Origin of the sequence: Pantoea sp. SM3 (assembly GCF_000963995.1) — a bacterium.
Classification (GTDB): Bacteria; Pseudomonadota; Gammaproteobacteria; order Enterobacterales; family Enterobacteriaceae; genus Pantoea; species Pantoea rwandensis_B.
The window spans coordinates 261,233-284,751 of record NZ_JZRD01000008.1 but is presented as its reverse complement, the minus strand read 5'-3'; the positions used below and the strand labels follow the sequence as shown (position 1 = coordinate 284,751).

Genomic DNA, 23,519 nt, shown 5'->3' with positions numbered 1-23,519 from the left:
TGTTGCAGCCGAGGGCACCGCGAAGCGGCGCGAGGACGGCCCGGCAGCAGCAGAGGTGGTGGGGCCCGCACTTAATCGCGCAAAAGAAAAGGCCGCCATCTTTAACAAAATAGCGGCCTTACCTGAACAGGACGTTAACTGATAACCCTTAGAGCTCAAGGCCCCATTGGTTTTTAACCACGATAAAACTACACTGTCTGCACTTCCGCATCCGGCTGTTTACGCGTGACCAGCTTACGCAACGTCACATAGAACACCGGTGTCAGGAACAGACCGAACAGCGTCACGCCCAGCATCCCGGAGAACACCGTAATCCCGGTAACACCGCGCACTTCCGCACCGGCACCTTCACCCAAAATCAGCGGAATGGTACCGGCGATGAAGGCGATGGAAGTCATCACGATCGGGCGCAGACGCAGGCGACAGGCTTCCAGCGCCGACTCGACAATCCCTTTGCCCTGCATCTCCAGCTCGCGTGCAAACTCGACGATCAGAATCGCGTTCTTACACGCCAGCCCCATCAGTACCACCAAACCAACCTGTACGAACACATTGTTATCGCCACCTGTCAGCCACACACCCACCAAAGCGGACAGCATGGTGACGGGTACAATCAGGATCACCGCCAGTGGCAGGGTCCAGCTCTCATACAGCGCCGCCAGCACCAGGAACGCCAGCAGCACCGCAACCGGGAACACGATAAACGCGGTATTGCCTTGCGTCGCCTGCTGGTAGCTCAGGTCGGTCCACTCAATATTCATGCCGTTTGGCAGTACCTGGCTCGACATCGCCTCCAGCTTTTCCATCGCCTGTGCCGAAGAGAGCACGCGTGGATCGGCATCACCAATCAGGTCCGCCGCCGGATAGCCGTTGTAGCGAATCACCGGATCGGGGCCGTAAGTGGTGGTGATGTTAACCATACTGCCAATTGGCACCATCTCGCCCTGATTGTTACGGGTACGCAGATTGGCAACATCCTGCACGCTGCTACGGAAATCACCGTCCGCCTGCGCCATCACACGCCAGGTACGACCAAACTTGTTGAAATCGTTGACGTAAGAGGAGCCGAGATACACCTGCAAGGTACTGAACAGGTCAGTCAACGACACGCCTTGCGCTTTGGCTTTATCACGATCAACCTGCACATCCAGTTGTGGCACGTTGGCTTGATACGAGGAGATCGGGAACATCATGCCCGGCGTCTGCATCACTGCACCGGAAAGGGTATTAATGGCGGTTTGCAACGCACCGTAACCTAAGCCCGCACGATCCTGCACATACAGCGAGTAACCCGAACCCTGACCCAGCCCCAGAATCGGCGGTGGCATAATCGAGAAACCAAAGCCTTGCTGGATTTTGGAGATTTTCGCGTTGATTTCAGCGTTAATCTCCGCAGCCGTACGGGTACGTTCATTAAATGGCTTCAGACCGAAGAATACGGTTCCGGTGTTCGGCGTATTGGTGAACTGCAAGGCATTCAAGCCGGGGAAGGCGACAGAGTAGGCCACACCTTCGGTGTTCATGCCGATTTCGCTCATCTTACGAATCACTTCATCGGTACGCGCCAGTGACGAACCTTCCGGCATTTTTACGCCGCCAATCAGATACAGCTTATCCTGCGTCGGAATAAAGCCGCCCGGCACGGTGTGGAACATAAAGCCCGCGCCCGCCAGCAGTATCACGTAAACGCCAAACACCGCACCGCGACGACGCAAGGTTTTGCCGACCATCGACTCGTAGCCATCCGAGCTGCGCTGGAAGAAGCGGTTGAACGGACGGAAAACCCAGCCGAGCAAGCGATCAATCAGACGCGTCGGCATATCTTTCGGTGCATCATGCGACTTCAGTAGCTTGGCCGCCAGCGCCGGAGAGAGCGTCAGTGAGTTAATGGCGGAGATCACCGTGGAGATGGCAATCGTCACCGCAAACTGTTTGTAGAACTGACCGGTTACACCGGACAGGAACGCCATCGGCACGAATACCGCACACAGCACTAACGCAATCGCGATAATAGGCCCCGACACTTCGCGCATCGCCTGATGCGCAGCCGCTGTCGGTGAGAGTCCCATCGCGATATTACGTTCGACGTTCTCCACCACCACAATGGCGTCATCCACCACGATACCTATCGCCAACACCAACCCGAACAAACTGAGGGTGTTGAGCGAGAAGCCCAGCAGGTAAAGCACGCTGAACGTCCCCACCACCGAAACCGGCACTGCCAGCAACGGAATGATCGATGCACGCCAGGTTTGCAGGAACAGGATCACCACCAGTACCACCAGTACAATCGCTTCAAACAGCGTTTGCACCACGGCACGGATCGAGTCACGCACGAACACGGTTGGATCGTACGGTGCTGCCCACTGCACATCATCCGGGAAACGAGTGGCCAGTTCGGCCATCTTGTCACGCACAGCATTCGACAAGTCGATGGCGTTGGCACCCGGTGCCTGGAAGATACCGATACCGACCGCATCCTTGTTATTCAGCTGTGAGCGCAGGGCGTAACTACCGGAACCCATCTCAATACGCGCCACGTCACGCAGGCGCACCAGCGAGCCGTCATCGGCGGTTTTCAGGATAATATTGCCAAACTGCTCTTCGCTCTCCAGACGGCCCTGGGTGTTGATCGACAACAGGAAGTCACTGGCCTTTTTGGTCGGCTCAGCGCCCAACTGACCGGCAGACACTTGCACGTTCTGTTCCTGCATGGCGCTAACCACATCCGAGGCGGTCATACCACGCGCCGCCACCTTGTTGGGATCAAGCCATACACGCATCGCGTACTCACCGGCACCGAAGATCTGAATCTGACCAACGCCCGGCAGGCGCGCTAGCTCATCTTTCACTTTCAGCGTGGCGTAGTTGCGCAGATAGAGTGAGTCATACTTGCCCTTCGGCGAGAACATGTGCACCACCAGCGTCAGCGTCGGTGACATTTTCTGCGTGGTCAAACCCAACTGACGCACTTCCTCCGGCAAGCGCGCTTCTGCCTGCGCCACACGGTTCTGAACCTGAACCTGCGCCTGATCGGGATCGGTACCCGGACGGAAGGTCACGGTGGTGACCAGCACGCCATCAGAACCGGCCACCGACTTCATGTACATCATGTTTTCGACCCCGTTGATCGCCTCTTCCAGTGGCGTTGCCACGGAATCAGCAATCACTTTGGGGTTGGCGCCAGGATATTCCGCGCGCACCTGCACGCTGGGTGGCACCACATTGGGGTATTCACTGATCGGCAGCAGCGGTATGGCGATCAGTCCGGTGGTAAATATCAAAATCGACAGTACCGCCGCAAAGATCGGTCGGTCGATAAAAAAGCGGGAGAAATCCATAACAGGCAGTCTCGATTATTATTGAGCGGAGCGCATTGCCACCGGCTGAGCTTTCACCGGCATGCCAGGCATGAAGACTTTCTGCAGGCCATTGACGATCACCTTGTCACCCGGCTTCAAACCGGATTGCACAATGCGCAGGCCATCAGCCAACTCGCCAGCCTGAATATCGCGACGCTCGGCTTTACCCTGCGCATCGACCACATACACGTATTTACGATCCTGATCGGTCAACACCGCTTTATCATCGATCAACAGCGCGTTAAACGCGGCGCTGCCGGGTAAACGCACGCGGGCAAACAGACCTGGGGTGAACTGACGTTCATGATTATCCAGCGTGGCGCGCATGCGAATGGTGCCAGTGCTGGCGGTCAGTTGGTTATCGAGGAAGTCAACGGTGCCACGATGCGGATAACCTTGCTCGCCGGTCAGCGCGATTTCCACCGGCAGCGAACCGCGATTTTGTCCCTGACGTGCCATCGCCTGATACTGCAGATAGGTGGCTTCATCGACGTCGAAATAGACGTACATACGATCCTGCGACACCAGCGTGGTCAGCACGCTGGCACTGTCACCGGCTGTCACCAGGTTACCGGTGGTGATCATCGCGCGGCTGGCACGGCCATCAATCGGGGCAGTGACGCGGGTAAAATCGAGATTCAGCTGCGCCATATCAACGGCGGCCTGCGCGGAAAGCACATTAGCTTGCGCCTGGTTTGCCGCCGATCGACGCTGCTCCCACTCTTCGCGTGACACCACATTGGTGCCAATCAGTTTATCGGTGCGCGCCGACTCACTGCGTGCCAGCGAGGCCTGACTGCGCGCGGTGGCGAGTTCAGCTTGTGCCTGCTCTAACGTCGCGCGATAGGTGCGGTCATCAATGGTAAACAGCACCTGACCCTTTTTCACGTCATCGCCTTCACGATAGTTAACCTGATCGATATAGCCGGAAACGCGGGGGCGCAGTTGCACACTTTGCACCGCTTCAAAGCGACCATTGAAGCTATCCCATTGGCTGACTTTTTGTTCGACCACCTGCGCGACACTCACTTCGGGCGGCGGTGGCGGGGCGTTTTGCGCCACACCCCGATCACAAGCGGCCAGCAGGCTTCCCAGCAACATCACTCCTGACAGGCATACTGCCCGACGAACCCCATATGTTTGCAGATGCATTGTTGTTATTCCGCGTTGGTGTGAAAAAAGAAAGGACATGTACGAAAAATCTGCAACTTTTAAGATTGCATTAAAACGCGATGAGTGTAGGCTGCTGCAAACTGCATCTGCAAGAATATCTGATACACTTTATGTGCTGTTTTGATCAATTCGTTTCAGAGGGGGGAAAGCCCCTACGGCGAGTGCGGCATTTAATGCAATAATAAAACTTGCATTAAATGTCATAGTCAGTCACCCTTAAAGTGTAATTGCAACTGATACTGATACTGTTCGTCAAGGCGACGGGAGAAAATGGGATGATGAGCGACGCATTTATTCACGATCTGATCGACTGGATTGATAACAACATTGAAGCACGTCTGGATCTGGACACCGTAGCAGGGCGCGCCGGTTATTCGAAATGGCACCTGCAGCGTATGTTCAAAGAGCACACCGGCTACCCGCTGGGTGAGTACATTCGTAATAAGAAACTGAAAAAATCGGCGGACCGTTTAACGACCACCAACGAACCTATCCTTAATGTGGCGATTTCACTGGGGTTTGATTCGCAGCAGTCGTTCAATCGCAGCTTCAAACGTCAGTATGGCGTGGCGCCAGGCGCATGGCGTCGACATGCCGTGCCATCAGCGAGTGCGATGCAGTAACACCTCCGCCAGGGCCAGCCATGCTGGCCCGCGTTCTTCTTCACGATAATCCTGCTATTATCGGCGTCCTGCACTTCGGGATGTCACTATGTCAAAAAAACTCTGGATTGGGCTCATTCTCGCGCTGGCCGCCACCTGGGCCGGGCTTAAGCCGCATTTAACCGGCAAAACCGCCACACACGGCACAGATATTGCCAAACTCACCGAAGCCCACACCGTGGCGCAGTGGTTACAGCAAAATCATCAGTTGCCGGATCTTTATCTCACCAAAAGTGAAGCACGCCGTCAGGGCTGGAACCCCAGCAAAGGCGACTTGTGCACGGTGTTGCCGGGTCGAGCCATTGGTGGCGATCGTTTTAGCAATCGTGAGCAACGCCTGCCAATGCAAGCGGGGCGGCAATGGTATGAGGCCGATGTGAATTACGATTGCGGCCACCGCGACGCCGATCGTCTGCTTTACTCTTCAGATGGACTGATCTTTCTGACTACCGATCACTATCGCAGCTTCAAACAGGTGAACTAACCATGTTGACGCTCTCTTTTGATTTCCAGCAATTGGCCAGCCGGCAGGCGTTCTACCGCGAGTTTGTGGCCCAAAGCGGCTGCAGCGGAGAGTTTGGCTGTAATCTGGATGCACTGTGGGATTGGCTGACGGGCGGGATTGCGCTGCCGGCTGAACTGCATTTGCATCATATTGCACAGGCGAACGAGGCGGAATTTGCACCGGTGCTGGCGCTGATGGAAGAAGCGGCGCAGCAGCTGCGAGGCGAGCTGCGCCTGATTCATGACTGATTACGCGTGCAGTGGCAGCAGTAGAATCGCCAGCATCTGACGGGCATTGGCGGGCAGGTCGCTGCCGCCGGTATAGCCGTTGTTTTCCACGATCACCGAATTTAATCCCACCAGCCAGTCATAAATATAATACGCGGTATGATTAGCGGGTGCGGCTGACAAACGCGTTAAACGCTGGCCTGGCGAGAAGCTCACGCTTGGCGCAGGCGGACGTGCGAAGATGGTTTGTCCGCGATTAACGCGACTCTCAGGCCGTTCACTCTCCGGGCGCTGCAGGAAGCCCAACCAGGCCACAAAATCCCCCAACACCGTCATCGCACGGGAAACCTGGCGATCGGTCCGCGCTTCATGCGCGCTGGCCTGAGCATCCGGTTCGTTAAGCGCGCTCTGCAGCTTGCTTAATACCTTCAGGCGGAAGCTGGCGGTAATCAGCTCTTCCACCAGCAATTCCATGGTCGGTTTATCCACGTTCAGCAGCGTCAGTAAACTCCGGCTCTCCGGCAACTGACGTAGGTGCTCAAGCCACAGCGCAAACACCTGCTGCGGAAATTGCTGATCGCGCTGGCCGCTGCCGTTACGCGGTTCCGCAGGGGCCACCGGTTCATCTTTAAACAGGTCAAACTCAAAGCCAATACCAAAATAGCTCTGCTCAGCCGCAGCGGTTTTCGCGCTGTGCTGCACGACATTGCCGCTGCTCTGGCTCAGCCACAGCTGGCGCACTGCTTCGCGCGAAGGCTGCAAGCGCTCCAGCAGTTCGCCGTGCAGGCCAGTGCGATGTTGCAGGCACTTCAGCAAGGTATCGGAAATCGCCTGCTTGCGTGCTGCCTGTTCTGGCGTGGCAGTGGATTCGGTCCACGGTTGCAAACGCTCCACCAGCTTTTGCTGCAAGGTGCTTAATTGCTGGGCCAGACGATCACGACGCACTTCTGGCTGCATTTCGTCCTGCAACCAACTGCCCATGCGATCGACACCGGCACGATCGAGTGCCAGCATGGAACCCCAGCTCTGTCCTGGTTGTCCGATCTGACGCTGTACGGCTTCATCCACATTAATCTGATGCTGCTGGTAACGCGCATCGTGCGGGGTAATCGCCCAAATCAGGCGGGGTTTTTCCCCGCTGGCGGCCACGGTTTGGTGGATATGCCATTCACGCAGCGCGTTAGCGGCAAGCTCGGTATCCTGACGCTGGCTGGCGGCAGTACAGATTAACATCAGATCGATACCCTGACGTGCGGCATACAGACCCGGCAGCAGCGCGCGTTTCTGCTCCAGCAGCGCAGCGCGCAAAGCATCGCGCTTGCGCAGTTGCGCTAAATCCTCTTGCTGGCCCGAATCAGCAGGCTGGCCGGGCGCAGGCAGTTCCAGCATATCGGCTTCATCATACAGCGCCTGACGCGGTGTCGAACTCAATGGAACGGTGATTTCCAGCGTCAGCAGCGCCAGTAAGCCCAGCGGCACTTGCTGCGGTTTGCCGACACGATTGGCGACGATCGGACAGACTTCAATCATTTCCTGCCAGTCGGCATCGTGGCTAATCAGTTTCTCCGCCGGCAGCGAGGCGTCATCGGTCAGCAGGCTGAGGGGGGCGAGCAGGCGCGGTGCCTGGCGCAACTGGTGACGCAGATGCATCAGATTGCGCAGCTGTTCGTTGAGCGCCACCTGGTTTGGCCACAGTAGCGCAAAAAGCTGAATGCGATCATCGACGTTTAACCACGGGGCGAGTTCCACCGCCTGCGGCCAGAAGTGGCGATCCATTACCTCGGCGTGACGATGCTGGCGGCGGCTCCACGCCCACAGTGTGATCAACGCATCGCTGTCGAGGCCTGGCTGCAGCTCGTCCTGGCGATGGCGCTGCAAGCGCTGCAGCGCAGCATCGATCACCGCACTATCCGGCTGCGCTTCGGTTTTGGCACAGGCCAGCACCAGACGAATCAGTTCTACGTCATTGAGCAGTGTCATTTCCAGCGGCCAGGCGCTGGACTGGGTTTCACGCTGGTGGCTGAAGCGGGTGGCAATAGCAAAATCGAGATTGCCGGGATTGATGTTCTGGAAATAGTTCACCACGCGATCGCCCAGACGCGCCATCAGCTGGCCCTGCGCATCGCCCACCATCTCACTTAACAGCCAGGCTTTGCCCGCCTGCGACTGGCCAAACAGCGCCAGCGTCACCGGACGCGCCAGTTGACGCGCCAGGGCGTGACTCTCCACGCGCGCGCGGCGCAGTTGCAGCCGCAGCGTATCCGCTTCCAGCGCCAGACGCGGTGCCTGCGCGTGGTGGTTTTCAATCCAGTTCAGTGCGCCATCCAGCGTCTCCTGCATCAGGCTCAGACGTTTGGCGGGCGTTACAGAGGTGGCTCTTTTGGCAGTTCTCATCGTTTGCAGACGCTCCCGCTGTCAATCCAATACTGCGCGTTGGCATTGCCGGTCGCAGACAGCGTGTTCAGTTTCAGACTCAGTTGCTCCAGTGGCACACGGGTGCCGTCATCCATACGGGCATCGCTCAGTACCAGACGCTCCGGGCCGAAGTTTTCTGGCCCCGGCTGCACCGCCAGCTTAATACGCAAGATGCTTTCGCCGGCGACTTTACGCGCCAGATGTGGGTCGGTGATGCTCAGACTGTAAAGGGGTGAAGCTGGCCAGCGGTCATTATCCAGCTGACGGAATCCGAGGCAGACGTTACCGCGAATGCGGAAGCTGCTTTTCCGATCCAGCGCGAAATCACCTTTATCGAGGTCAATCTCGCTGTAACACAGGTTGTCATCGCTCAGCGTGGCGTTCTCATCCAGCACACCCAGATAACGGATTGTGGAGTAAGGTTCGAAATCACCTGCACGGAACCAGAAGCTGCTGAGACGCAGATCGAGCGCCAGCAGACACAGCATCGCGCCCACGGCAGCAGTGGATTTCGGGTTATCAATGCGGCCTTGTTTGTTGAACGGATACCAGTCGCTGGTGTGATAGCCTTCCAGTGACAAAATACGGCTGCCCGGCAGCGGTTGCAGGTGACGCACCAACGCCTGAATGCCCGGGAAGCGCGAAGGACGGCCGGTCAACAGCAACACATCGCACTGATACAGCGACACCACTTCGCACATGGCGCGCAAGGCCGGGATGATCGCCATACGATGCTGCAGGAATTCACCGTGCAACTGCGCCATGCTCACCACCAAAGGCACATCAAGCAGATCGAAGCGGTTGTCGCCGCCCAGCGTGCGCTGGATTTCACCGTTTACAAACGCCAGCACGCTGCTGGCAGGCTTTTGCGGTACCAGCTCACCGAACAGCGCATTGATTTCGCTGTGGCTGTCGAGCGGGTCCCAGTTTTCATAACGCTCCAGTACTGCCTGTGCCAGCGGGATAAACAGCTGCAGGGTGACTTGCTGACGCAGCGTGGCTTGCCCATCCATGCGGCTGTCGTGACCGAACAGTTTGTTCATCAGCGGTTCGGCCAGCGTCAGGCCTGCTTTTTGCAGACTTTGTTGCAGCGCAGGCAGAATCCACAGTTGAATCACATCCAGCAGAATATCGTCGCCCGCGACTTTAAAGCCTTCACGGAACAGCAGGCGCGGGGTGATCTTGACGTTGTTGCCCTGGCCGTCATCAAGACGATATTGAGTGATCGCCAGATCGGTGGTGCCGCCACCGATGTCGATGGAAGCAATGCGCAGGCTTTTGCCCGGCACTTCGTCGGCTTCACGCGGACGATCCGGACGTGCCATGCTGCTGAAGAAATCTTCTGCACGCCCGGCAAAGTTCACCTGGGTTTCGTTGAACAGCCACACCATCTGTCCGCAGGTGGCTTCATCCCACTCCATCTGGACATCCGGCACCGGGCGCAGGCTTTTCGCCTGGCTTTGCATGCTGAAATCGTCTTCTGCGGGATGCCAGCCTTCAGCTTTCCACACCAGCGCGATGGCTTCCTGCATGCGGCGACGGAAAATTTCCCGTTCTGGTTTTGGCATCGCTGACGGCAGCGTGAGGATCACATGGCGCAACTGGCGCGGGGCCTGGCTCTGCGGCATACGCTGGCGCTGTGCCACGCTGTTCATCTGCATCATCGCCTGGGCCAGTAGCTCACACAGCATAAAAGTCATCAGCGAACTGCGGCTGTAGCTGGCAGAGAACACCGGCAGGCGATCGTCTTCAGCCAGCGCGTGCAACGGCTGGCCTTCATCGTTCAGCAGCAGGGTGAAAGGCAGCGCGGTTGCCTGTGGCTCGTCACTGCTGCCATGGGCGTTGAAGCGCCAGCCTGGCTGATAACGTGCTTCATCCCACAGATAACGGCGCGGGCTGGAGAGACCGGTGCTGCCCTCTGTGCCTGCGCGCAGCAGCGCAAGACGGCTGGCTTCGCGACCAACGCGCGTCAGCGATGGCCACATAAAGGCGTTTTCGCGGCCACTTTCCAGCGAGAAATTCGCTTTACCAAAGCGGGTTTCTGCGAATTCGAGACGGCTGTCAAACAGTTCGTTGTAGACCTGATGCGGTTCAGAGAGGTCGCGCAGTTGCAGTTCGTAAGTCTGGCGCAGACCGTTGCTCTCTTCGGCGTGGTCTTCTACCAAAATGCCGCAGGTGTGCGAGTTACCGACGTCAAGGATGATATCCACGTTCACCGCCGGGGTTTGCAGCGAAGTGGCCTGAATGTAGATCTCGGCCAGATCCAACTGCTCACCCAGCAGTTCCAGCAGGTTGAGATAGTGTGCCTGATACTCAAACTCACGCAGCGCCTGATTCAGCTCCTGCTCGCGGCGAGACTCCAGCGCGTTGACCTGCTGCGTAAAGGTTTCACGCAGCCAGCCATCCACCCAGGTGTGGTCCAGAAACTCACCCAGTTCATAGTTGTGCCAGGCAAGGGCGAAACTCACGCCGTTTTGCGCATCGGCTTTGCTCAGACCGTGCTGTTCGCCGCCGTCCTGTTCCGGCACGATGCGGGTATCAAACGCCAGCGTAATGCGATGGGTGTTACCTGCGGCATCAGGCTGTGCCAGCGCTGCCAGGTGCAGGCGCGCCCAGTTATCCGGGCCGCCGATAAAACGGCGACCGCTTGTGCAGCGCAGCACCGGCAGCGGCAGCCACTGGTGTGCCAGCAGCGTTAAGGAATCTGCCAGTGCAATGTCCGACTCGGGACGCACCACTTCTGCTGCACCGCCATCTTCGGGATAGAGCAAAAATTTGCCGCTGTTGCCGTCCACGTTCAGCCGCAGCAGCGGTCCGTTAGCGGTTTGACGAACGAACTGGCGGCGCGCCTGCAAGGCAGGCAGACGTAAGCCAAAATCGAGAAACTGCACACCGCTATCTTCAATCAGCGTGATTTTTTGTTTGTCATCGATGAGGGGAGCCAACATGTTTACTTACTCTCACGCTTAATCGTCAACGGGAAGACCTGATCTGCGCCGTACTGCGCAGTGCAACTGGCAATACCATCACCGGCTTTACACACCAGTTCCGGCATGCGGTAGCGCGATTTGTCGCTGCAGGTCGCAGTATAGCGGCTGCGAACCACCATGGTGCCGTCTACCGTCATCGCGGCAGTCACATCGGCTTTACAGCGGATGTTATCGCCCTGCGTAATGGTGGCGATGCCTTTACCGTTACGCAGCTGGTAACGCAGGCTCGGTGGCTTACCGGTTGGCAGGTTAGTTTGTCGTAATATGACGCGCCAGGTACCGTTGATAAACTTCACGGAGCCAATACGCGCATCTTCGGTGGTCATGACCAGGTCATCAGCCTTAGCCGGTTCCGTATGTTCAGCAATCACTTCTGGCGGGGCAGGTGGCGCGGCAGGCAACGGCGCGGCGCTGACGGTGGCCGTTTTTTGCGGCAGCGTCGCGGCCAGTTTTTCAGCTTTCGCGACCACCGGCGGTGGCGTGAAAACGGGTGCGGGTGCATCGGTAACCTGGGCTTGCGGTGCGGCTTCAGGCGGTGAGCTGTGCAGCCAGAACGCCACACCCGCTGCCGCCACGGCAGCGACCGGGAGCAGCAGCATCAGTGGACGCAGTGCGGAAGGGCGACGGACAGGGGGCTGCTCGACTTTCGGTTCAGGTGCAGGCACCGGCTGTGGCGCTTCAGGTTGAGGTTCAGGCTGGGCGATCTCGACGGGCTCTTCCACCACGGGTGCAGCAGCAACGGCAGGCACTTCAATCAAAGGCGCGATAACCGGTGCCACGATAACAGCGGCCGGTGGTTCAGGCAGCAACGGCGGTAAATCCTCTTCCAGGCTGTCGCGCAGGCAGGCCAGTGCGTCATCGCGTGAGCGCGCCTGCGGATCGACAAAGCCCCAGAAGGTGATGACGGGTTTGCCATCGACCAGATAAACGTACTGCTGATCCGGGAACTGCAGCGTCTTGCTCAGTAAGGCGCCAAACAGGCGCATCGCCGGATTCTCCGCGTCACGCGCGCGTAAACTTGCAGCCAGTAAATCCTGCTGATTGAGCGTCAGTAATTCCAGCGCTTTTTGTCGTTCGTGGTCGCTGGCGCCGCGCCAGGATTTCACTTTGCCGTTAAAGGGCGCATACCAGTCGAGGCGGTCACCACGCTCGTTGGCTTGGGGAATGGCGAGGCAGTTAGCCAGCGCCGTCTGGCGACGTAAACGCAGTGTTTCACGGATTTGCAAGGCAGAGGCCCAGACCGGCTGGCCGTTTTCACCCAGTGCCAGTACCGAATCCAGATTGCCGCTGCGCAGAAAAGTTTTTGCCACTCGTAGGGCCCTTATCGGTGGTTGCCTGAAGCAAAACAGTGTGTGTATTTGGCGATGCTGGTGATCTTAAGCCAAATGCAGGGAATCAAACGGCTGATAAAGGGGGAAAAACAGGGTGTTTTTCCCGCGTGTAGGCGTGAGTTGCTGAAATTTTAAGCGCGTGCGCGTTGGCTCAGGACCAAATGGGTGATCATCCCGCCAATTAATCCCCAGAAGGCAGAACCAATACCCAGCAGTGAGATACCACTGGCGGTGATCAAAAAGGCGACGATGGCGCTGTCACGGTGATCGGGTTCGGCGAGGGCGCGTTGCAGACTGCCGGAGAGGGTGGCCAGCAGCGCCAGACCGGCCAGCGTGGCGATCAGCACCTGCGGCAAGGCACTTAACAGAATGGCGATCAGCGCGCCGGTAAAGCCAGTCAGCAGATAGAAAATCCCGGCAATCGCGGAGGCCATCCAGCGTCGTTTCGGATCGGCATCCACATCGTCTCCCATGCAAATGGCAGCGGTAATGGCCGCAATGCACACCGAAAAACCGCCAAACGGAGACAAGACCAGCGCAATAAAGCCGGTCCAGCCAGTAAGAGCGGAAACCGGCGGTTGGTAACCATGTGCCTGAAGGGTCGCAATGCCCGGCGCATTTTGTGAAGCCATGGTGACGAGGAAATAGGGCAAACCCACGCCAATCAGCGAGGCCAGCGTAAACTGCGGCATGATAAATTCCGGCACGCTCAGCGTCAGCGCATGCGGTGGGAAGTGAATCGCCTGCTGACCCACCGCCACCAGCACGCCGGCGATCAGGGCCAGAATGATGGCATAGCGCGGCAGCCAGCGTCGGCTTAACAGCCACACCAGACACATACTGCCGCACAGCGCAAAGTTACCTTGTAAACCGGTGAAGGTGCCGATCCCGAAGCGCAGTAAAATCCCCGCCAGCATCGCCGCTGCCAAAGATTGCGGGATGTGGTTCATCAAGCGGGCAAAGAGTCCGGTCACGCCACTCAGTACGATCAGCGCATTGGTCGCCACAAACACGCCCACCACTTCATTCAAGGTCAGGCCCTGCACGCTGGTGGCTAACAGTGCCGCGCCCGGCGTCGACCAGGCAGCCAGAATCGGCATGCGTGTCCACACCGAAAGACCAAAAGAGGCGAGCCCCATGCCGATGCCGAGCATCGACAGCCAGCCGCCGATCTGTTCTGGCGAGGCGCCTGCGGCCTGAGCGGCCTGGAAAATCAATGCGGCAGTGCTGCTGTATCCCACCAGCACCGCAATAAAACCGGAAACCAGCATAGGGAAGGAGAAAGCATTGCGCGAAGTGGCGGTCATCATCGGATTGCATCCTGCTGTGCGTTATAGCGCACACTATTGCACGAGTGTGTTATAACGCACAAGTGCTACACTGCGCGCGAATTTGCCAGGAGATATCATGGAAAATCTGCATCAACATTTGAGTCAGGCGTTAAAACAATTGCGCCAGGCGAACGGCTGGAGCCTGACACTGGCAGCGGATCGCACCGGTGTCAGCAAAGCGATGCTGGGCCAAATCGAACGCGGTGAATCCAGCCCGACGGTGGCGACATTGTGGAAAATCGCCACCGGTTTCAATGTTCCTTTCTCGTTTTTTGTCCAGGGCAGCGATCAACCGCCGGGTAGCGCCGCGACGTTTAGCCAACCCAATGCGCAAATGCAGGTCAAGCCGCTGCTGCCGTATGATGCGGCGTTGCGTTTTGATCTGCTGGAAGTCACGCTTGCTGGTGGCGCGCAAAGCGATTCATCAGCGCACGAAAATGGCGTCATCGAGCAGGTGGTGGTGCTGGAAGGTGAACTGCTGCTGTGCGTGGAGGGCACCTGGCGTCGTCTGCAAAGCGGCGAAGCGCACCAGTTTGCGGCGGATGTCGCACACAGTTATCGTAATCCCCTCAGCACACCGCTGCGTTTTCACAGTTTGATTCATTATATCAAGCGGCCCTGAGTGCCAATTACAAATTGATACGAAGGTAAACTACACAGTTTGCCTTCGTATTTATATACTCGCGCTTCATCAGTAAGGAGAAGGTGCCATGAGCGACCTGAATAGCGCGGCTGCGACCTTACGCAGCGTGAATGGCAAACTGGCGCGACGTCTGCGCGAATCGGCCCCACCGGGCGATCTCACCTGGCCACAGGTTTCTGTGTTGGGTTATCTGGTGCGCGATGGCGCGATGACGGTAACAGAACTGGCCGGGTTAGAAGGCGTGCGCAGTCAGTCGATGGGCGCGACCGTGGCCAGCTTGCAGGCGCAGGGATTAGTGAAAGGGGAAGCCGATCCGCTGGATGGCCGTAAAACCCGTTATCTGCCGACGGAAAGCTGCCTGACGCTGATCGCCGCCAATCGTGCAAAGCGTGATGACTGGCTACTCCAGAGCATGGCAACCACGCTCAATAGTGCGGAGCAGAAAATTTTACTGGCCGCTATTCCCTTACTGCAACGTATCGCCGAACAATAATCCTGAGAGGAATTCCCATGGCTTTAACAACCTTAGACGCAAAAACCGCCCTGATTGTGATTGACCTGCAGCACGGCATTGTCCGTCTTCCTGTTGCGCCTTTGTCAGCCGATGATGTGGTTGAGCGTTGTGCACAGCTGGTTAAGGCGTTTCATGACAAAAACCTGCCGGTGGTGAAAGTGAATGTCGCCGGTGGCGCACCAGGCCGTAACGAGCAGGCACGCCACAGTGGCGAACTGCCAGCCGACTGGGCTGTGCTGGTGCCGGAAATGGCGCTGAAAGCCGATGAAATTGCCGTGACGAAAAAGACCTGGGGTGGTTTCCACAACACGGATCTGCACGATCAGTTGCAGCAGCGTGGTATCACTCAGGTGGTGGTGTGCGGTATCGCCACCAGCATTGGCGTGGAATCCACTGCGCGTCAGGCTTACGAGCTGGGTTACAACGTCACGCTGGCAACAGATGCAATGACCTGTCTGAACGCTGATACCCACCAAAACAGCGTGGAGCGTATCTTCCCGCGTCTGGGCGAAACGGGCTCAACGGCCGATGTGCTGGCTCTGCTGAAGTAATCTTCATTGCCATGGGCCTGCATTGACCGCGCCCGTATTGTCTCAATGGCATAAAAAAAGCCCTGCGATCTGAAGATGCTTGCAGGGCTTTTTCACAGGCGCGCGGTATCAGTTACTGAAACGCATAACTCACCGTCAGGCCAACGCTGTAGTTGCGCCCTGGCGCCGGTTCGTAATAGCGACCGTTGCTCTCATTGACGATCACAGAACCCACATAAGTTCGGTCGAACAGGTTATCTACGCGACCAAACAAGTCCAGTGTCCAGTTCTGTACCAGCCACTTATAACCCGAGTTCAGGCCAAATACGGTATAAGAGGGGGCTTTGACATCATTTTCATCGTCCGCTGCAATGTCGCTCATGTAGCGCACATCACCGCCGGCATACCAGCCTTGATCCGGCGCATAGGCTAATCCGGCATAGGCCATATTACGTGCGATGCCTGGAATACGGTTGCCGTCACAGCTGTCCGTGCCGCAGGCGTTGGAACGATAGCGCGCATCCAGCAGAGTCCACGCCGCTTTCAGGTGCCAGTCATAGCCAAACTCCTGATCCAGAGCCAGCTCCAGTCCGCGACGACGGGTTTCACCGGCATTTTTGTAGCTGGTGCGGCCTTCATAGCTGCTGTCAGAGACGATCTCGTTTTTGGTATCGGTCTGGAACACGGCTGCGGTGATTAAACCGTTACCAATACGTTTTTTGGTCCCGAGTTCAACGGTATCGCTGGTGGCAGGCTGGAGATTGAGGTTTAAACCAGACTGATCGGCTGAACGGTAAGACAACTCATTTAGCGTAGGCGTTTCAAAACCACGGCCCGCAGACACATAGGCATTCCAGCTATTATCAATCGCATATTTCAGTGAGGCAGCTGGCAGCCAGCGATGATAACGGCGATTACCGCTGTCATCGGGATCGCTTGAGGTGACGTAATAATCGTTGGAGTCGAAATTCACCGTACTCAAACGTACCCCAGCATCCAGTGACCATTTATCGGTGAACTGCCACGCTGTTTGCAGATAAGGATCGAGGTTCCACATCAGGTTGCGTTCATTGCGGCGCATATCACCCTGTACGCCATAGTCCGTCACGCCGTTGCTGGTGGTAAAGTTCTGATAGCCTTTACGCTTTTCGGTCATGGTTTCATAGTCGAGACCGGCAGTCAGCGTCACAGGAAGGGTGAACACCGTATCGCGATGCGTCCAGCGCGTATCAATGCCCTGATAGTGGCGTGCCAGCGAGATCACGCCGCCAGGGTAGCCCGCTTTCTGCTGGGTAGCCATGGGGATCGATTGATACTGTGTGGTTTCGCGCTCACCGGCGTACATCATCACGCTGAGATCGTCGTTCTCGCTCATCTGGCGCTGATAGTGCAGCCCAGCCTGCGTTTGGTCGACGGTTTTACGCGCGTTGTAGAGCGTCACGTTGCTGGCAACCTGACGCGGGTTATCTTTCCACTGCGCCTCGGTCAAACCGCCGGGATCCTGTGCATCCACGTGAACGCTGTTAAACAGCAGTGTCAGGGTGCTGACATCATCAATGCGCACCCCGAGTTTAGCGTTACCGAGGTTTTTCTGTGCCGAGCTGTGATCGCGATAGCCATGGGTGGTAAAGCGCGAAGCCGACACGGTGTAATTCACATCGCCTGCCTGGGTACCATCGCCGGTGGCCCCGCTGGCTTTGACGCTGTTGCGCCAGCTGCCATAGCTACCGTACCAGGTGCTGGCTTCCAGCGTGGTGGGTTGCTGACCGGTTTGGGTTTCGACATTAATCACACCACCCGACGAGTTGCCGTACAGGGCTGAGAAGGGGCCGCGCAGTACTTCAACGTGATCAATCGAACCAATGTCGATATTTGAGGTTTGTCCCTGACCATCCGGCATCGTGGCGGGAATGCCGTCGACATACAGGCGGATACCGCGCAGGCCAAAGGTCGATCGCGAGCCAAATCCGCGCACGGAAATTTGTAAATCCTGCGCATAATTTTGACGGTTCTGAATCTGCATGCCCGGCACGCTGGCGAGATTTTCCGAGAGGTTGACGCGTGGTGCCGCATGACGCATATCGTCACCGGACACCACACTCACCGCTGCGGGCGTATCCAGCTCTGACAAACCGGTGCCCGCAGGCGCGGCACTGACGACCATGGTATTGCTGGCATTATCCGCCGCCATCAGCTGCAAAGGGAATAATGCAGGCAGCATCAGCAACGGTGCCTGTCGCAGTAAAGCAATTTTCATTATGAAAGACCGTATAAAAGACGTGGAATGAACCAAGCGGAACATTAATCGCGCATATGTTAATAGTTTTGTCGATAAATGGTATTACATTTTCACGCTTTATATTAAATAAATGCTGTTATTTGACTGACATACTTCGGGCGGGGAGGTTGCTGTGACGTTGGGAGCGAATAGGCGGTTGGCTCACGGCTGTTTTCCTGGCAATGGGCTGAACAAGGTAAACATAAACGACTGAGCGGCCGCCTGGTAGATTCATTAGCCATAACGTTGGCGAAACTGCGATCACCTTGTCCTTACGCGTCTATCCCGTCAGTGTCATGGCGATAGTCGGTCTTATTAAAGAGACTTGGGTTGTCGGACAGGAGGATGGTCATTGAGCCATCGGCGAACAGCTTCGGTCTCTGATCCTACTTCTCGCACTGCCCGGGTAAGTCTTTCCTGCGTCGTATGCAGACTGAGCGTCCAGTAAGTGATTTGCCACTGTTCAGATAATTCTATTCGCGACAAATTTGACGGGATGCGGCGCTGTATAGGGTCTTTCATTTTTTATTATCCTCATGCCTTAATCATGGATTAAACACATAATTAATTCTTATCTGATGAGGGTGTGATTTTGTTTTTTTTCTGCGCCGGGGAAAGCAGATTATTCCCTATTACCTTGTTTTAGCCATTATTGGGATGTTTCTTATACAGAAACGAAAAAAATAAGCGTAACGGCAAGCCTTGGCGCAGGGTTTTATCGAATACAAGCAGGATGTCGGCGACACAAAACAGATGATTGCTCAAAATAGAGATATTAAAAGCAATCAAGCGGATGCGATTTTCATTTATAGTCTAACAAGACAACAGTTTTTTAAAAATATTTGAATAGTGCTTTCTAACTGATGATTCTTCAGTCTCATCCAGTTTTTTGAGCAATTCAAAACACAGTGTTTTACGACTGAGCGTTTTTCCCGCGCTTAGAATTTCGCCCACAATTCGCCCCAGGGCTTCCTCTTCTGAAATATCTATCGGTGATGTCATATTCTCCTCCATAACCGTTCTGTGACTCTTCGCTGCATCATTGATGCACATATCAATTCCTCTTAGGGATCACAGGCGTTCAGTGGAGCGCTATGATTAAATTTAATTAGGAAATGATTATTTCCTAATATGGCAAATAAACTAGTCCAGAACCTTCATCACCATAGTAATGGTTTTTTTCCCATTAGTCACATCCTGAACTTTACCCACCACACGCATGCCGAATGCTACGCACAGCAGTAAGCCTGCCGCAGTTTCAGCATCCAGTTGAGAGGAAATAGAACCGTCCTTCTGGCCTTCAATGATAAGCGAAACGAGAAAGTTTTGATTGCGCATCACGGCCTGCCTGACTAACTCTGACAATTCTTCATCCAGCGTTTGCAGTTCAACCGTACTCCCAACAACCAAACAACCTCTACGCCCTTCAATCTCAACCGCTGAGTCTAAATAAAATTGCAGTAATTCCTCAATCCGCGATCTGCCATCCGGGAAATGTTGCAACCGCTGACGTAAATCGGCATTACGCAGGGCAATGTAGCGTTCAAATACCCGCAAAAAGAGGGTGCGCTTATCACTAAACGCCTTATATATACTGCCAGCCGTTAAACTCATGGCTTCGCCCAGGTCGACTATTGAGGACGCGTGATAACCTTTCTTTCTGAATACTATCATTGCTTTATCTAAAACGTCGTCCATATCGAAGACGCGGGGTCTTCCACGTTCTCGAGTGACTTTTAAGCTTTGGTTTTCTGATGTCATCGGTAATTATTTATAGAGTGTTAGTTTCCCATTTATCATATGCGAACTTTTTCCAATAATCGAATAGCGATGAATACGAATGCTGGTGCCTTTGCCGCAATGATAAAATTAACCCGGTAAATTGTTATCCGATCCTCATTGCCAGGAAGGGCCCAGCGCTGTTTAAAAAGCATGCTGATTAACCCTGTATCTTGTTGGGGTTGAGATTAAAAAATCCCTTTCGGCGCACCTCTCGCCTGGCTGCGCGCAGAAATTTCTGTCAGTCTCACTGTTTTGTCTGAATGCATAAAAGGGAATCAAGATGAGTCAGCAACCCGTCGTGGCGGTATTAGGTTTGGGTGCAATGGGGCACGCGTTTGCCGCAAACTTACTGAAAAAAGATTTTGTGGTGCGCGGCTGGAACCGCACGCGTGCCAAAGGTGAAGACTTGCTGGATGCCGGTTTGCAACTCAGCGACAGCGCAGCGCAGGCCGTAGAGGGTGCCGATGTGGTGATCGCGATGCTGTCTGACGGCGACACCACGCGTCAGACCCTGACCGAAGCAAGCAGCGCATTGAAGCAGGGCGCGACCGTCTGCCAGATGGGCACCATTGGCGTGGAAGCTACTGATGCGCTGATCGCCGATCTGCAACACGCACGTCCGGATGTGCTCTTTATCGATGCCCCGGTTTCCGGTACCAAAGCGCCTGCCGAAAATGCGCAGATTCTGGTGATGGCCAGCGGCGATCAAAGCAAAGCGCAGGCCGCTGAGCAGGTGTTTGCGGCAATTGGTAAAGGCACACAGTGGCTGGGTGAGGCGGGTGCCAGCTCGCGTATGAAACTGGTGGTCAACAGCTGGCTGATTGGCCTGATGCAAAGTCTGGCGGAGAGTACACGCCTGGCGGAGCAGTTTGGATTCAGCACCGACGATCTGTGGAAAGTTCTGGATGGCGGCCCGCTGGCGGCACCGTACGCCAAAATGAAACTGGGTATGATCGCCAGTGGTGATTTCACCCCGCAGATGCACCTGGTATGGGCATTGAAAGATGCCAAACTGGCACTGGATGCGGCGGGTGAGAGCAAACTGCCCGCGCTGGAGAACATCGTCGATGTCTGGCAGCAGGCGGTCGATGCCGGTTACGGCGAGCAAGACCTGGCGGCGGTTTACCAATACCTGAAGCGCTAAATGAGCCAGCGCCTCAACTTCGATTTTAGCCAGCGTCCGCTGGTGCCTTATGCGCACGATTATGCGCACGGTGATGCTGAGTCGTGGCATCACCACGATTGTGCACAGTTAATCCATACCTTAAGCGGCGTAGTGAAAGTCGAAACCCGGCAGGGTAGCTGGATTGTGCCGCCGAGTCGTGGCGTGTGGTTACCGGCGGGCACCGGGCATGCACTGCACATAGTCGGAGCCGTGGCGGCACGCACGCTGTTTGTCGATCCGCTCGCACGAGCGGATCTGCCTGCCAGCTGTCAGGTGGTGCAGATTTCCCCGCTGCTGCGTGAGCTGATCGTCAGTGCACTGGCATTGCCGGACGCTTACGCCTCTGGCAGCCGCGCTGAACGCATTTATGAATTGATTCTCGATGAAATTCGCGTAATGGATGTGCTGCCGTTTGGCCTGCCGTGGCCGGAGAGTGAAAGGCTGCGCGCACTGTGCCAGCAAATTCACCAGCGCCCGGGCGAAAGCTGGACACTTGCGAGAGCAGCCAGCGAACTCTGTGTCGCTGAACGCACGCTGGCACGCCATTTCAACCGCGAAACCGGCTTGCAGTTCAGCGATTGGGTGCGTCGCGCACGCCTCAGCGTGGCGTTGGCGCGGCTGGCGCAGGGTGAAACGGTGTTAACGGTGGCGCTCGAACTGGGCTATGACAGCCCGAGCGCCTTCAGTGCGATGTTCCGACGCGTACTCGGCGTTACGCCGGCGAACTACTTTCCTGCGGCAGAAAAGCGTGGGCTGCGTTGAGTAGCGCCTGCAATGAGGCGCGTGTCACATCATTATCGATGCCCACACCCCAGGCACGTTCGCCGCGTGCATTGGTACAGCTAATGTAGGTGACAGAGCGGCTGTCGCTGCGTTTACCCAGCGTATGCTCGTGGTAATCCTCAATGCTGATGGCCAGATCATAGCGCTGACGCAGTGCCGCTACCGCTGCCGACAGCAGCCCGTTGCCTTTGCCCTCCAGCGTAAGCGTTTGTCCGCCATCCTGCAGCCGCGCTTTAAATCGCGTTTCACCTTTCTCATCGCTGTGGCTTTCCGCGTCCAGTAAACGACGCGCAGGCTGCGTTAAGCCGTAATGCTGGCAGAACAGTTGCCACAATGCGTGATGCGTCATTTCCTGGCCGTGCCCATCCGTCTGCTGCTGCACAATACGGCTGAAGTCTTGCTGCAGCCCACGCGGTAACTGCAGCCCATGGTTTTGCTCCAGCAGCCAGGCAGCTCCGCCTTTACCCGACTGACTGTTGACGCGAATCACCGCTTCATAACTGCAACCGATATCGACCGGATCGAGCGGCAAATACGGCATTTGCCAGATGGTTTCCTGACGCGCATTACGCTCGGCAAAGCCTTTACGAATCGCGTCCTGATGCGAACCCGAAAATGCGGTAAACACCAACTCACCGGCATACGGATGGCGTGGGTGAACCGGCAATTGGTTACAACGGGTCACCACTTCCAGCACCTGCTGGATATCGCTGAAATCGAGTTCCGGGGCCACGCCCTGGGTATATAAATTCAGCGCCAGCGTCACAATATCGACATTGCCGGTACGCTCACCATTACCAAACAAGCAACCTTCTACGCGATCGGCACCGGCCAGCATCGCCAGCTCGGCACAGGCCACGCCAGTGCCGCGATCGTTATGCGGATGCACACAAATCGCTACCTGTGAACGCTGGCTAAAGTGACGGCAGAAATACTCGATCTGATCCGCATAGACGTTCGGGGTATTCACTTCCACCGTAGCGGGTAGGTTGATAATCATCGGGCGATCCGGACCCGGTTGCCAGATCGCCGCTACCGCTTCACAGATCTCCAGTGCAAATTCCGGTTCAGTAAAGCAGAACGTTTCTGGCGAATACTGGAAGGTCCAGCCCGTATCACTTTGTACTTCACATTGGGCGCGGATTTGCCGGGCACCGGCGCAGGCCAGCTCAATGATCTCCGCCTTGCTCTGGCGGAATACGCGCTCGCGGAACAACGGCGCAGTGGCGTTGTACAGGTGAATAATCGCCTGCGGCGCGCCGCGCAGCGCTTCAAAGGTACGATCGATTAAATCGCTGCGTGCTTGTGTCAGCACCTGAATCGCCACGCCTTGCGGAATATGATGCTGTTCAATCAGCAGCCGTACAAAGTCGAAATCAGTTTGCGAGGCAGCAGGAAACGCCACCTCAATCTCTTTGAAGCCGCAACGCAGTAGCAGCTGCCAGAATTCCAGCTTGCGTGCGCTATCCATTGGCGTCGCCAGCGCCTGGTTACCGTCGCGCAGATCGGTGGAAAGCCAGCGCGGTGCCTGGGTGAGCTGGCGCGATGGCCACTGGCGGTCGGGCAAATTGATCACCGGGAAGGGGCGGTATTTTTCTGCAGCGTGGTTGAGCATGAGGTTCTCCTTATGGGTCTGTACTCAGTCTGGACCACATCGCCGCACGCTGCTCACGCATAACTGACAACTCGCGTTGCATAACTGACATATCGTTGTGAAGTTGCCGCAACAACCTGGCCCCACATTCTGTGAACCCTCTCTGTCCCAACCGTTCACAACAAATGTGGAGGGTGATGAGAATCGACGGCCAAAAGCGTTGTGCTGCTTATG

General features: G+C 56.3%; 19 protein-coding genes. 8 read left to right on the top strand and 11 right to left on the bottom strand.

Going from position 1 to position 23,519, the window contains the following annotated elements:
* Positions 1–188: 188 nt before the first annotated feature.
* Both oqxB and VI01_RS05965 read right to left on the bottom strand, forming a co-directional pair.
* The gene (oqxB, locus tag VI01_RS05970) at positions 189–3,341 is read right to left on the bottom strand and encodes a multidrug efflux RND transporter permease subunit OqxB (protein WP_045814358.1); all 3,153 of its coding nucleotides are present in this window, start codon (positions 3,339–3,341) and stop codon (positions 189–191) included.
* 18 nt (positions 3,342–3,359) lie between these two features.
* Complete coding sequence (locus VI01_RS05965) at positions 3,360–4,514, bottom strand: efflux RND transporter periplasmic adaptor subunit (RefSeq protein WP_045814357.1); 1,155 nt, start codon at positions 4,512–4,514, stop codon at positions 3,360–3,362.
* 296 nt (positions 4,515–4,810) lie between these two features.
* Between VI01_RS05965 and VI01_RS05960 the strand changes: the two genes are divergently transcribed.
* From VI01_RS05960 to VI01_RS05950, 3 genes are all read left to right on the top strand, one after another.
* The gene (locus VI01_RS05960; protein WP_038647181.1) at positions 4,811–5,158 is read left to right on the top strand and encodes a helix-turn-helix domain-containing protein; all 348 of its coding nucleotides are present in this window, start codon (positions 4,811–4,813) and stop codon (positions 5,156–5,158) included.
* Between the two features lie 88 nt (positions 5,159–5,246).
* Entirely contained in the window at positions 5,247–5,681 is a 435-nt protein-coding gene (locus VI01_RS05955; protein WP_038647179.1) for a ribonuclease domain-containing protein, read from the top strand.
* A gap of 2 nt (positions 5,682–5,683) precedes the next feature.
* Positions 5,684–5,950 carry a barstar family protein gene (locus VI01_RS05950; protein WP_045814356.1) on the top strand — a complete coding sequence of 89 codons (267 nt, stop codon included), beginning with the start codon at positions 5,684–5,686 and terminating at the stop codon, positions 5,948–5,950.
* Here VI01_RS05950 and VI01_RS05945 read toward each other — a convergent pair whose 3' ends face one another.
* From VI01_RS05945 to VI01_RS05930, 4 genes are all read right to left on the bottom strand, one after another.
* Positions 5,951–8,323: a virulence factor SrfC family protein gene (locus VI01_RS05945; RefSeq protein ID WP_045814355.1), complete on the bottom strand. Its 2,373-nt coding sequence runs from the start codon at positions 8,321–8,323 to the stop codon at positions 5,951–5,953. It abuts the gene before it with no gap.
* On the bottom strand, positions 8,320–11,292 hold the full coding sequence (locus tag VI01_RS05940; RefSeq protein WP_045814354.1) for a virulence factor SrfB: 2,973 nt from the start codon (positions 11,290–11,292) through the stop codon (positions 8,320–8,322). Before VI01_RS05940 ends, VI01_RS05945 begins: the two co-directional genes overlap by 4 nt.
* A gap of 2 nt (positions 11,293–11,294) precedes the next feature.
* The gene (locus tag VI01_RS05935) at positions 11,295–12,644 is read right to left on the bottom strand and encodes an SrfA family protein (RefSeq protein WP_045814353.1); all 1,350 of its coding nucleotides are present in this window, start codon (positions 12,642–12,644) and stop codon (positions 11,295–11,297) included.
* A gap of 152 nt (positions 12,645–12,796) precedes the next feature.
* The gene (locus tag VI01_RS05930) at positions 12,797–13,975 is read right to left on the bottom strand and encodes a benzoate/H(+) symporter BenE family transporter (protein WP_081946733.1); all 1,179 of its coding nucleotides are present in this window, start codon (positions 13,973–13,975) and stop codon (positions 12,797–12,799) included.
* A gap of 97 nt (positions 13,976–14,072) precedes the next feature.
* Between VI01_RS05930 and VI01_RS05925 the strand changes: the two genes are divergently transcribed.
* From VI01_RS05925 to VI01_RS05915, 3 genes are all read left to right on the top strand, one after another.
* Positions 14,073–14,618, top strand: a complete 546-nt coding sequence (locus VI01_RS05925; RefSeq protein ID WP_038647169.1) for a helix-turn-helix domain-containing protein — start codon at positions 14,073–14,075, stop codon at positions 14,616–14,618.
* Positions 14,619–14,706: 88 nt separating this feature from the next.
* Entirely contained in the window at positions 14,707–15,132 is a 426-nt protein-coding gene (locus tag VI01_RS05920) for a MarR family winged helix-turn-helix transcriptional regulator (RefSeq protein ID WP_045814352.1), read from the top strand.
* A 17-nt stretch (positions 15,133–15,149) separates the two neighbouring features.
* Entirely contained in the window at positions 15,150–15,704 is a 555-nt protein-coding gene (locus VI01_RS05915; RefSeq protein WP_045814351.1) for an isochorismatase family protein, read from the top strand.
* 112 nt (positions 15,705–15,816) lie between these two features.
* Here VI01_RS05915 and pqqU read toward each other — a convergent pair whose 3' ends face one another.
* The 4 genes from pqqU to VI01_RS05900 all read right to left on the bottom strand — a co-directional run bounded on the left by pqqU (position 15,817) and on the right by VI01_RS05900 (position 19,722).
* Entirely contained in the window at positions 15,817–17,940 is a 2,124-nt protein-coding gene (pqqU, locus tag VI01_RS05910) for a TonB-dependent receptor PqqU (RefSeq protein WP_197079567.1), read from the bottom strand.
* 336 nt (positions 17,941–18,276) lie between these two features.
* Positions 18,277–18,483, bottom strand: a complete 207-nt coding sequence (locus tag VI01_RS24690) for a DUF3606 domain-containing protein (protein WP_075564076.1) — start codon at positions 18,481–18,483, stop codon at positions 18,277–18,279.
* 291 nt (positions 18,484–18,774) lie between these two features.
* The gene (locus VI01_RS05905) at positions 18,775–19,014 is read right to left on the bottom strand and encodes a biofilm development regulator YmgB/AriR family protein (RefSeq protein WP_045814350.1); all 240 of its coding nucleotides are present in this window, start codon (positions 19,012–19,014) and stop codon (positions 18,775–18,777) included.
* 90 nt (positions 19,015–19,104) lie between these two features.
* Positions 19,105–19,722 (bottom strand): TetR/AcrR family transcriptional regulator, encoded by a 618-nt coding sequence (locus VI01_RS05900; protein ID WP_045814349.1) that lies wholly within the window; start codon positions 19,720–19,722, stop codon positions 19,105–19,107.
* A 301-nt stretch (positions 19,723–20,023) separates the two neighbouring features.
* Here VI01_RS05900 and VI01_RS05895 point away from each other — a divergent pair, with 301 nt between their 5' ends.
* Entirely contained in the window at positions 20,024–20,887 is an 864-nt protein-coding gene (locus tag VI01_RS05895) for an NAD(P)-dependent oxidoreductase (RefSeq protein ID WP_038647159.1), read from the top strand.
* The gene (locus VI01_RS05890) at positions 20,888–21,670 is read left to right on the top strand and encodes a helix-turn-helix transcriptional regulator (RefSeq protein WP_038647157.1); all 783 of its coding nucleotides are present in this window, start codon (positions 20,888–20,890) and stop codon (positions 21,668–21,670) included.
* Here the strand turns inward: VI01_RS05890 and leuA are convergent.
* A complete protein-coding gene (gene leuA, locus VI01_RS05885; RefSeq protein ID WP_045814348.1) occupies positions 21,621–23,306 on the bottom strand; it encodes a 2-isopropylmalate synthase in 1,686 nt (561 codons plus the stop codon). The two genes, VI01_RS05890 and leuA, sit on opposite strands and share 50 nt — an antisense overlap.
* Between the last annotated feature and the right edge of the window lie 213 nt (positions 23,307–23,519).

Bases quoted from the DNA above. Each gene is read 5' to 3' on its own strand.
- oqxB (WP_045814358.1), bottom strand. From the start codon at position 3,341: ATGGATTTCTCCCGCTTTTTTATCGACCGACCGATCTTTGCGGCGGTA.
- VI01_RS05895 (WP_038647159.1), top strand. From the start codon at position 20,024: ATGAGTCAGCAACCCGTCGTGGCGGTATTAGGTTTGGGTGCAATGGGG.
- VI01_RS05965 (WP_045814357.1), bottom strand. From the start codon at position 4,514: ATGCATCTGCAAACATATGGGGTTCGTCGGGCAGTATGCCTGTCAGGA.
- VI01_RS05950 (WP_045814356.1), top strand. From the start codon at position 5,684: ATGTTGACGCTCTCTTTTGATTTCCAGCAATTGGCCAGCCGGCAGGCG.
- VI01_RS24690 (WP_075564076.1), bottom strand. From the start codon at position 18,483: ATGAAAGACCCTATACAGCGCCGCATCCCGTCAAATTTGTCGCGAATA.
- VI01_RS05930 (WP_081946733.1), bottom strand. From the start codon at position 13,975: ATGATGACCGCCACTTCGCGCAATGCTTTCTCCTTCCCTATGCTGGTT.
- VI01_RS05920 (WP_045814352.1), top strand. From the start codon at position 14,707: ATGAGCGACCTGAATAGCGCGGCTGCGACCTTACGCAGCGTGAATGGC.
- VI01_RS05905 (WP_045814350.1), bottom strand. From the start codon at position 19,014: ATGTGCATCAATGATGCAGCGAAGAGTCACAGAACGGTTATGGAGGAG.
- VI01_RS05900 (WP_045814349.1), bottom strand. From the start codon at position 19,722: ATGACATCAGAAAACCAAAGCTTAAAAGTCACTCGAGAACGTGGAAGA.
- leuA (WP_045814348.1), bottom strand. From the start codon at position 23,306: ATGCTCAACCACGCTGCAGAAAAATACCGCCCCTTCCCGGTGATCAAT.
- VI01_RS05960 (WP_038647181.1), top strand. From the start codon at position 4,811: ATGATGAGCGACGCATTTATTCACGATCTGATCGACTGGATTGATAAC.
- VI01_RS05925 (WP_038647169.1), top strand. From the start codon at position 14,073: ATGGAAAATCTGCATCAACATTTGAGTCAGGCGTTAAAACAATTGCGC.
- pqqU (WP_197079567.1), bottom strand. From the start codon at position 17,940: ATGAAAATTGCTTTACTGCGACAGGCACCGTTGCTGATGCTGCCTGCA.
- VI01_RS05945 (WP_045814355.1), bottom strand. From the start codon at position 8,323: ATGAGAACTGCCAAAAGAGCCACCTCTGTAACGCCCGCCAAACGTCTG.
- VI01_RS05915 (WP_045814351.1), top strand. From the start codon at position 15,150: ATGGCTTTAACAACCTTAGACGCAAAAACCGCCCTGATTGTGATTGAC.
- VI01_RS05890 (WP_038647157.1), top strand. From the start codon at position 20,888: ATGAGCCAGCGCCTCAACTTCGATTTTAGCCAGCGTCCGCTGGTGCCT.
- VI01_RS05940 (WP_045814354.1), bottom strand. From the start codon at position 11,292: ATGTTGGCTCCCCTCATCGATGACAAACAAAAAATCACGCTGATTGAA.
- VI01_RS05955 (WP_038647179.1), top strand. From the start codon at position 5,247: ATGTCAAAAAAACTCTGGATTGGGCTCATTCTCGCGCTGGCCGCCACC.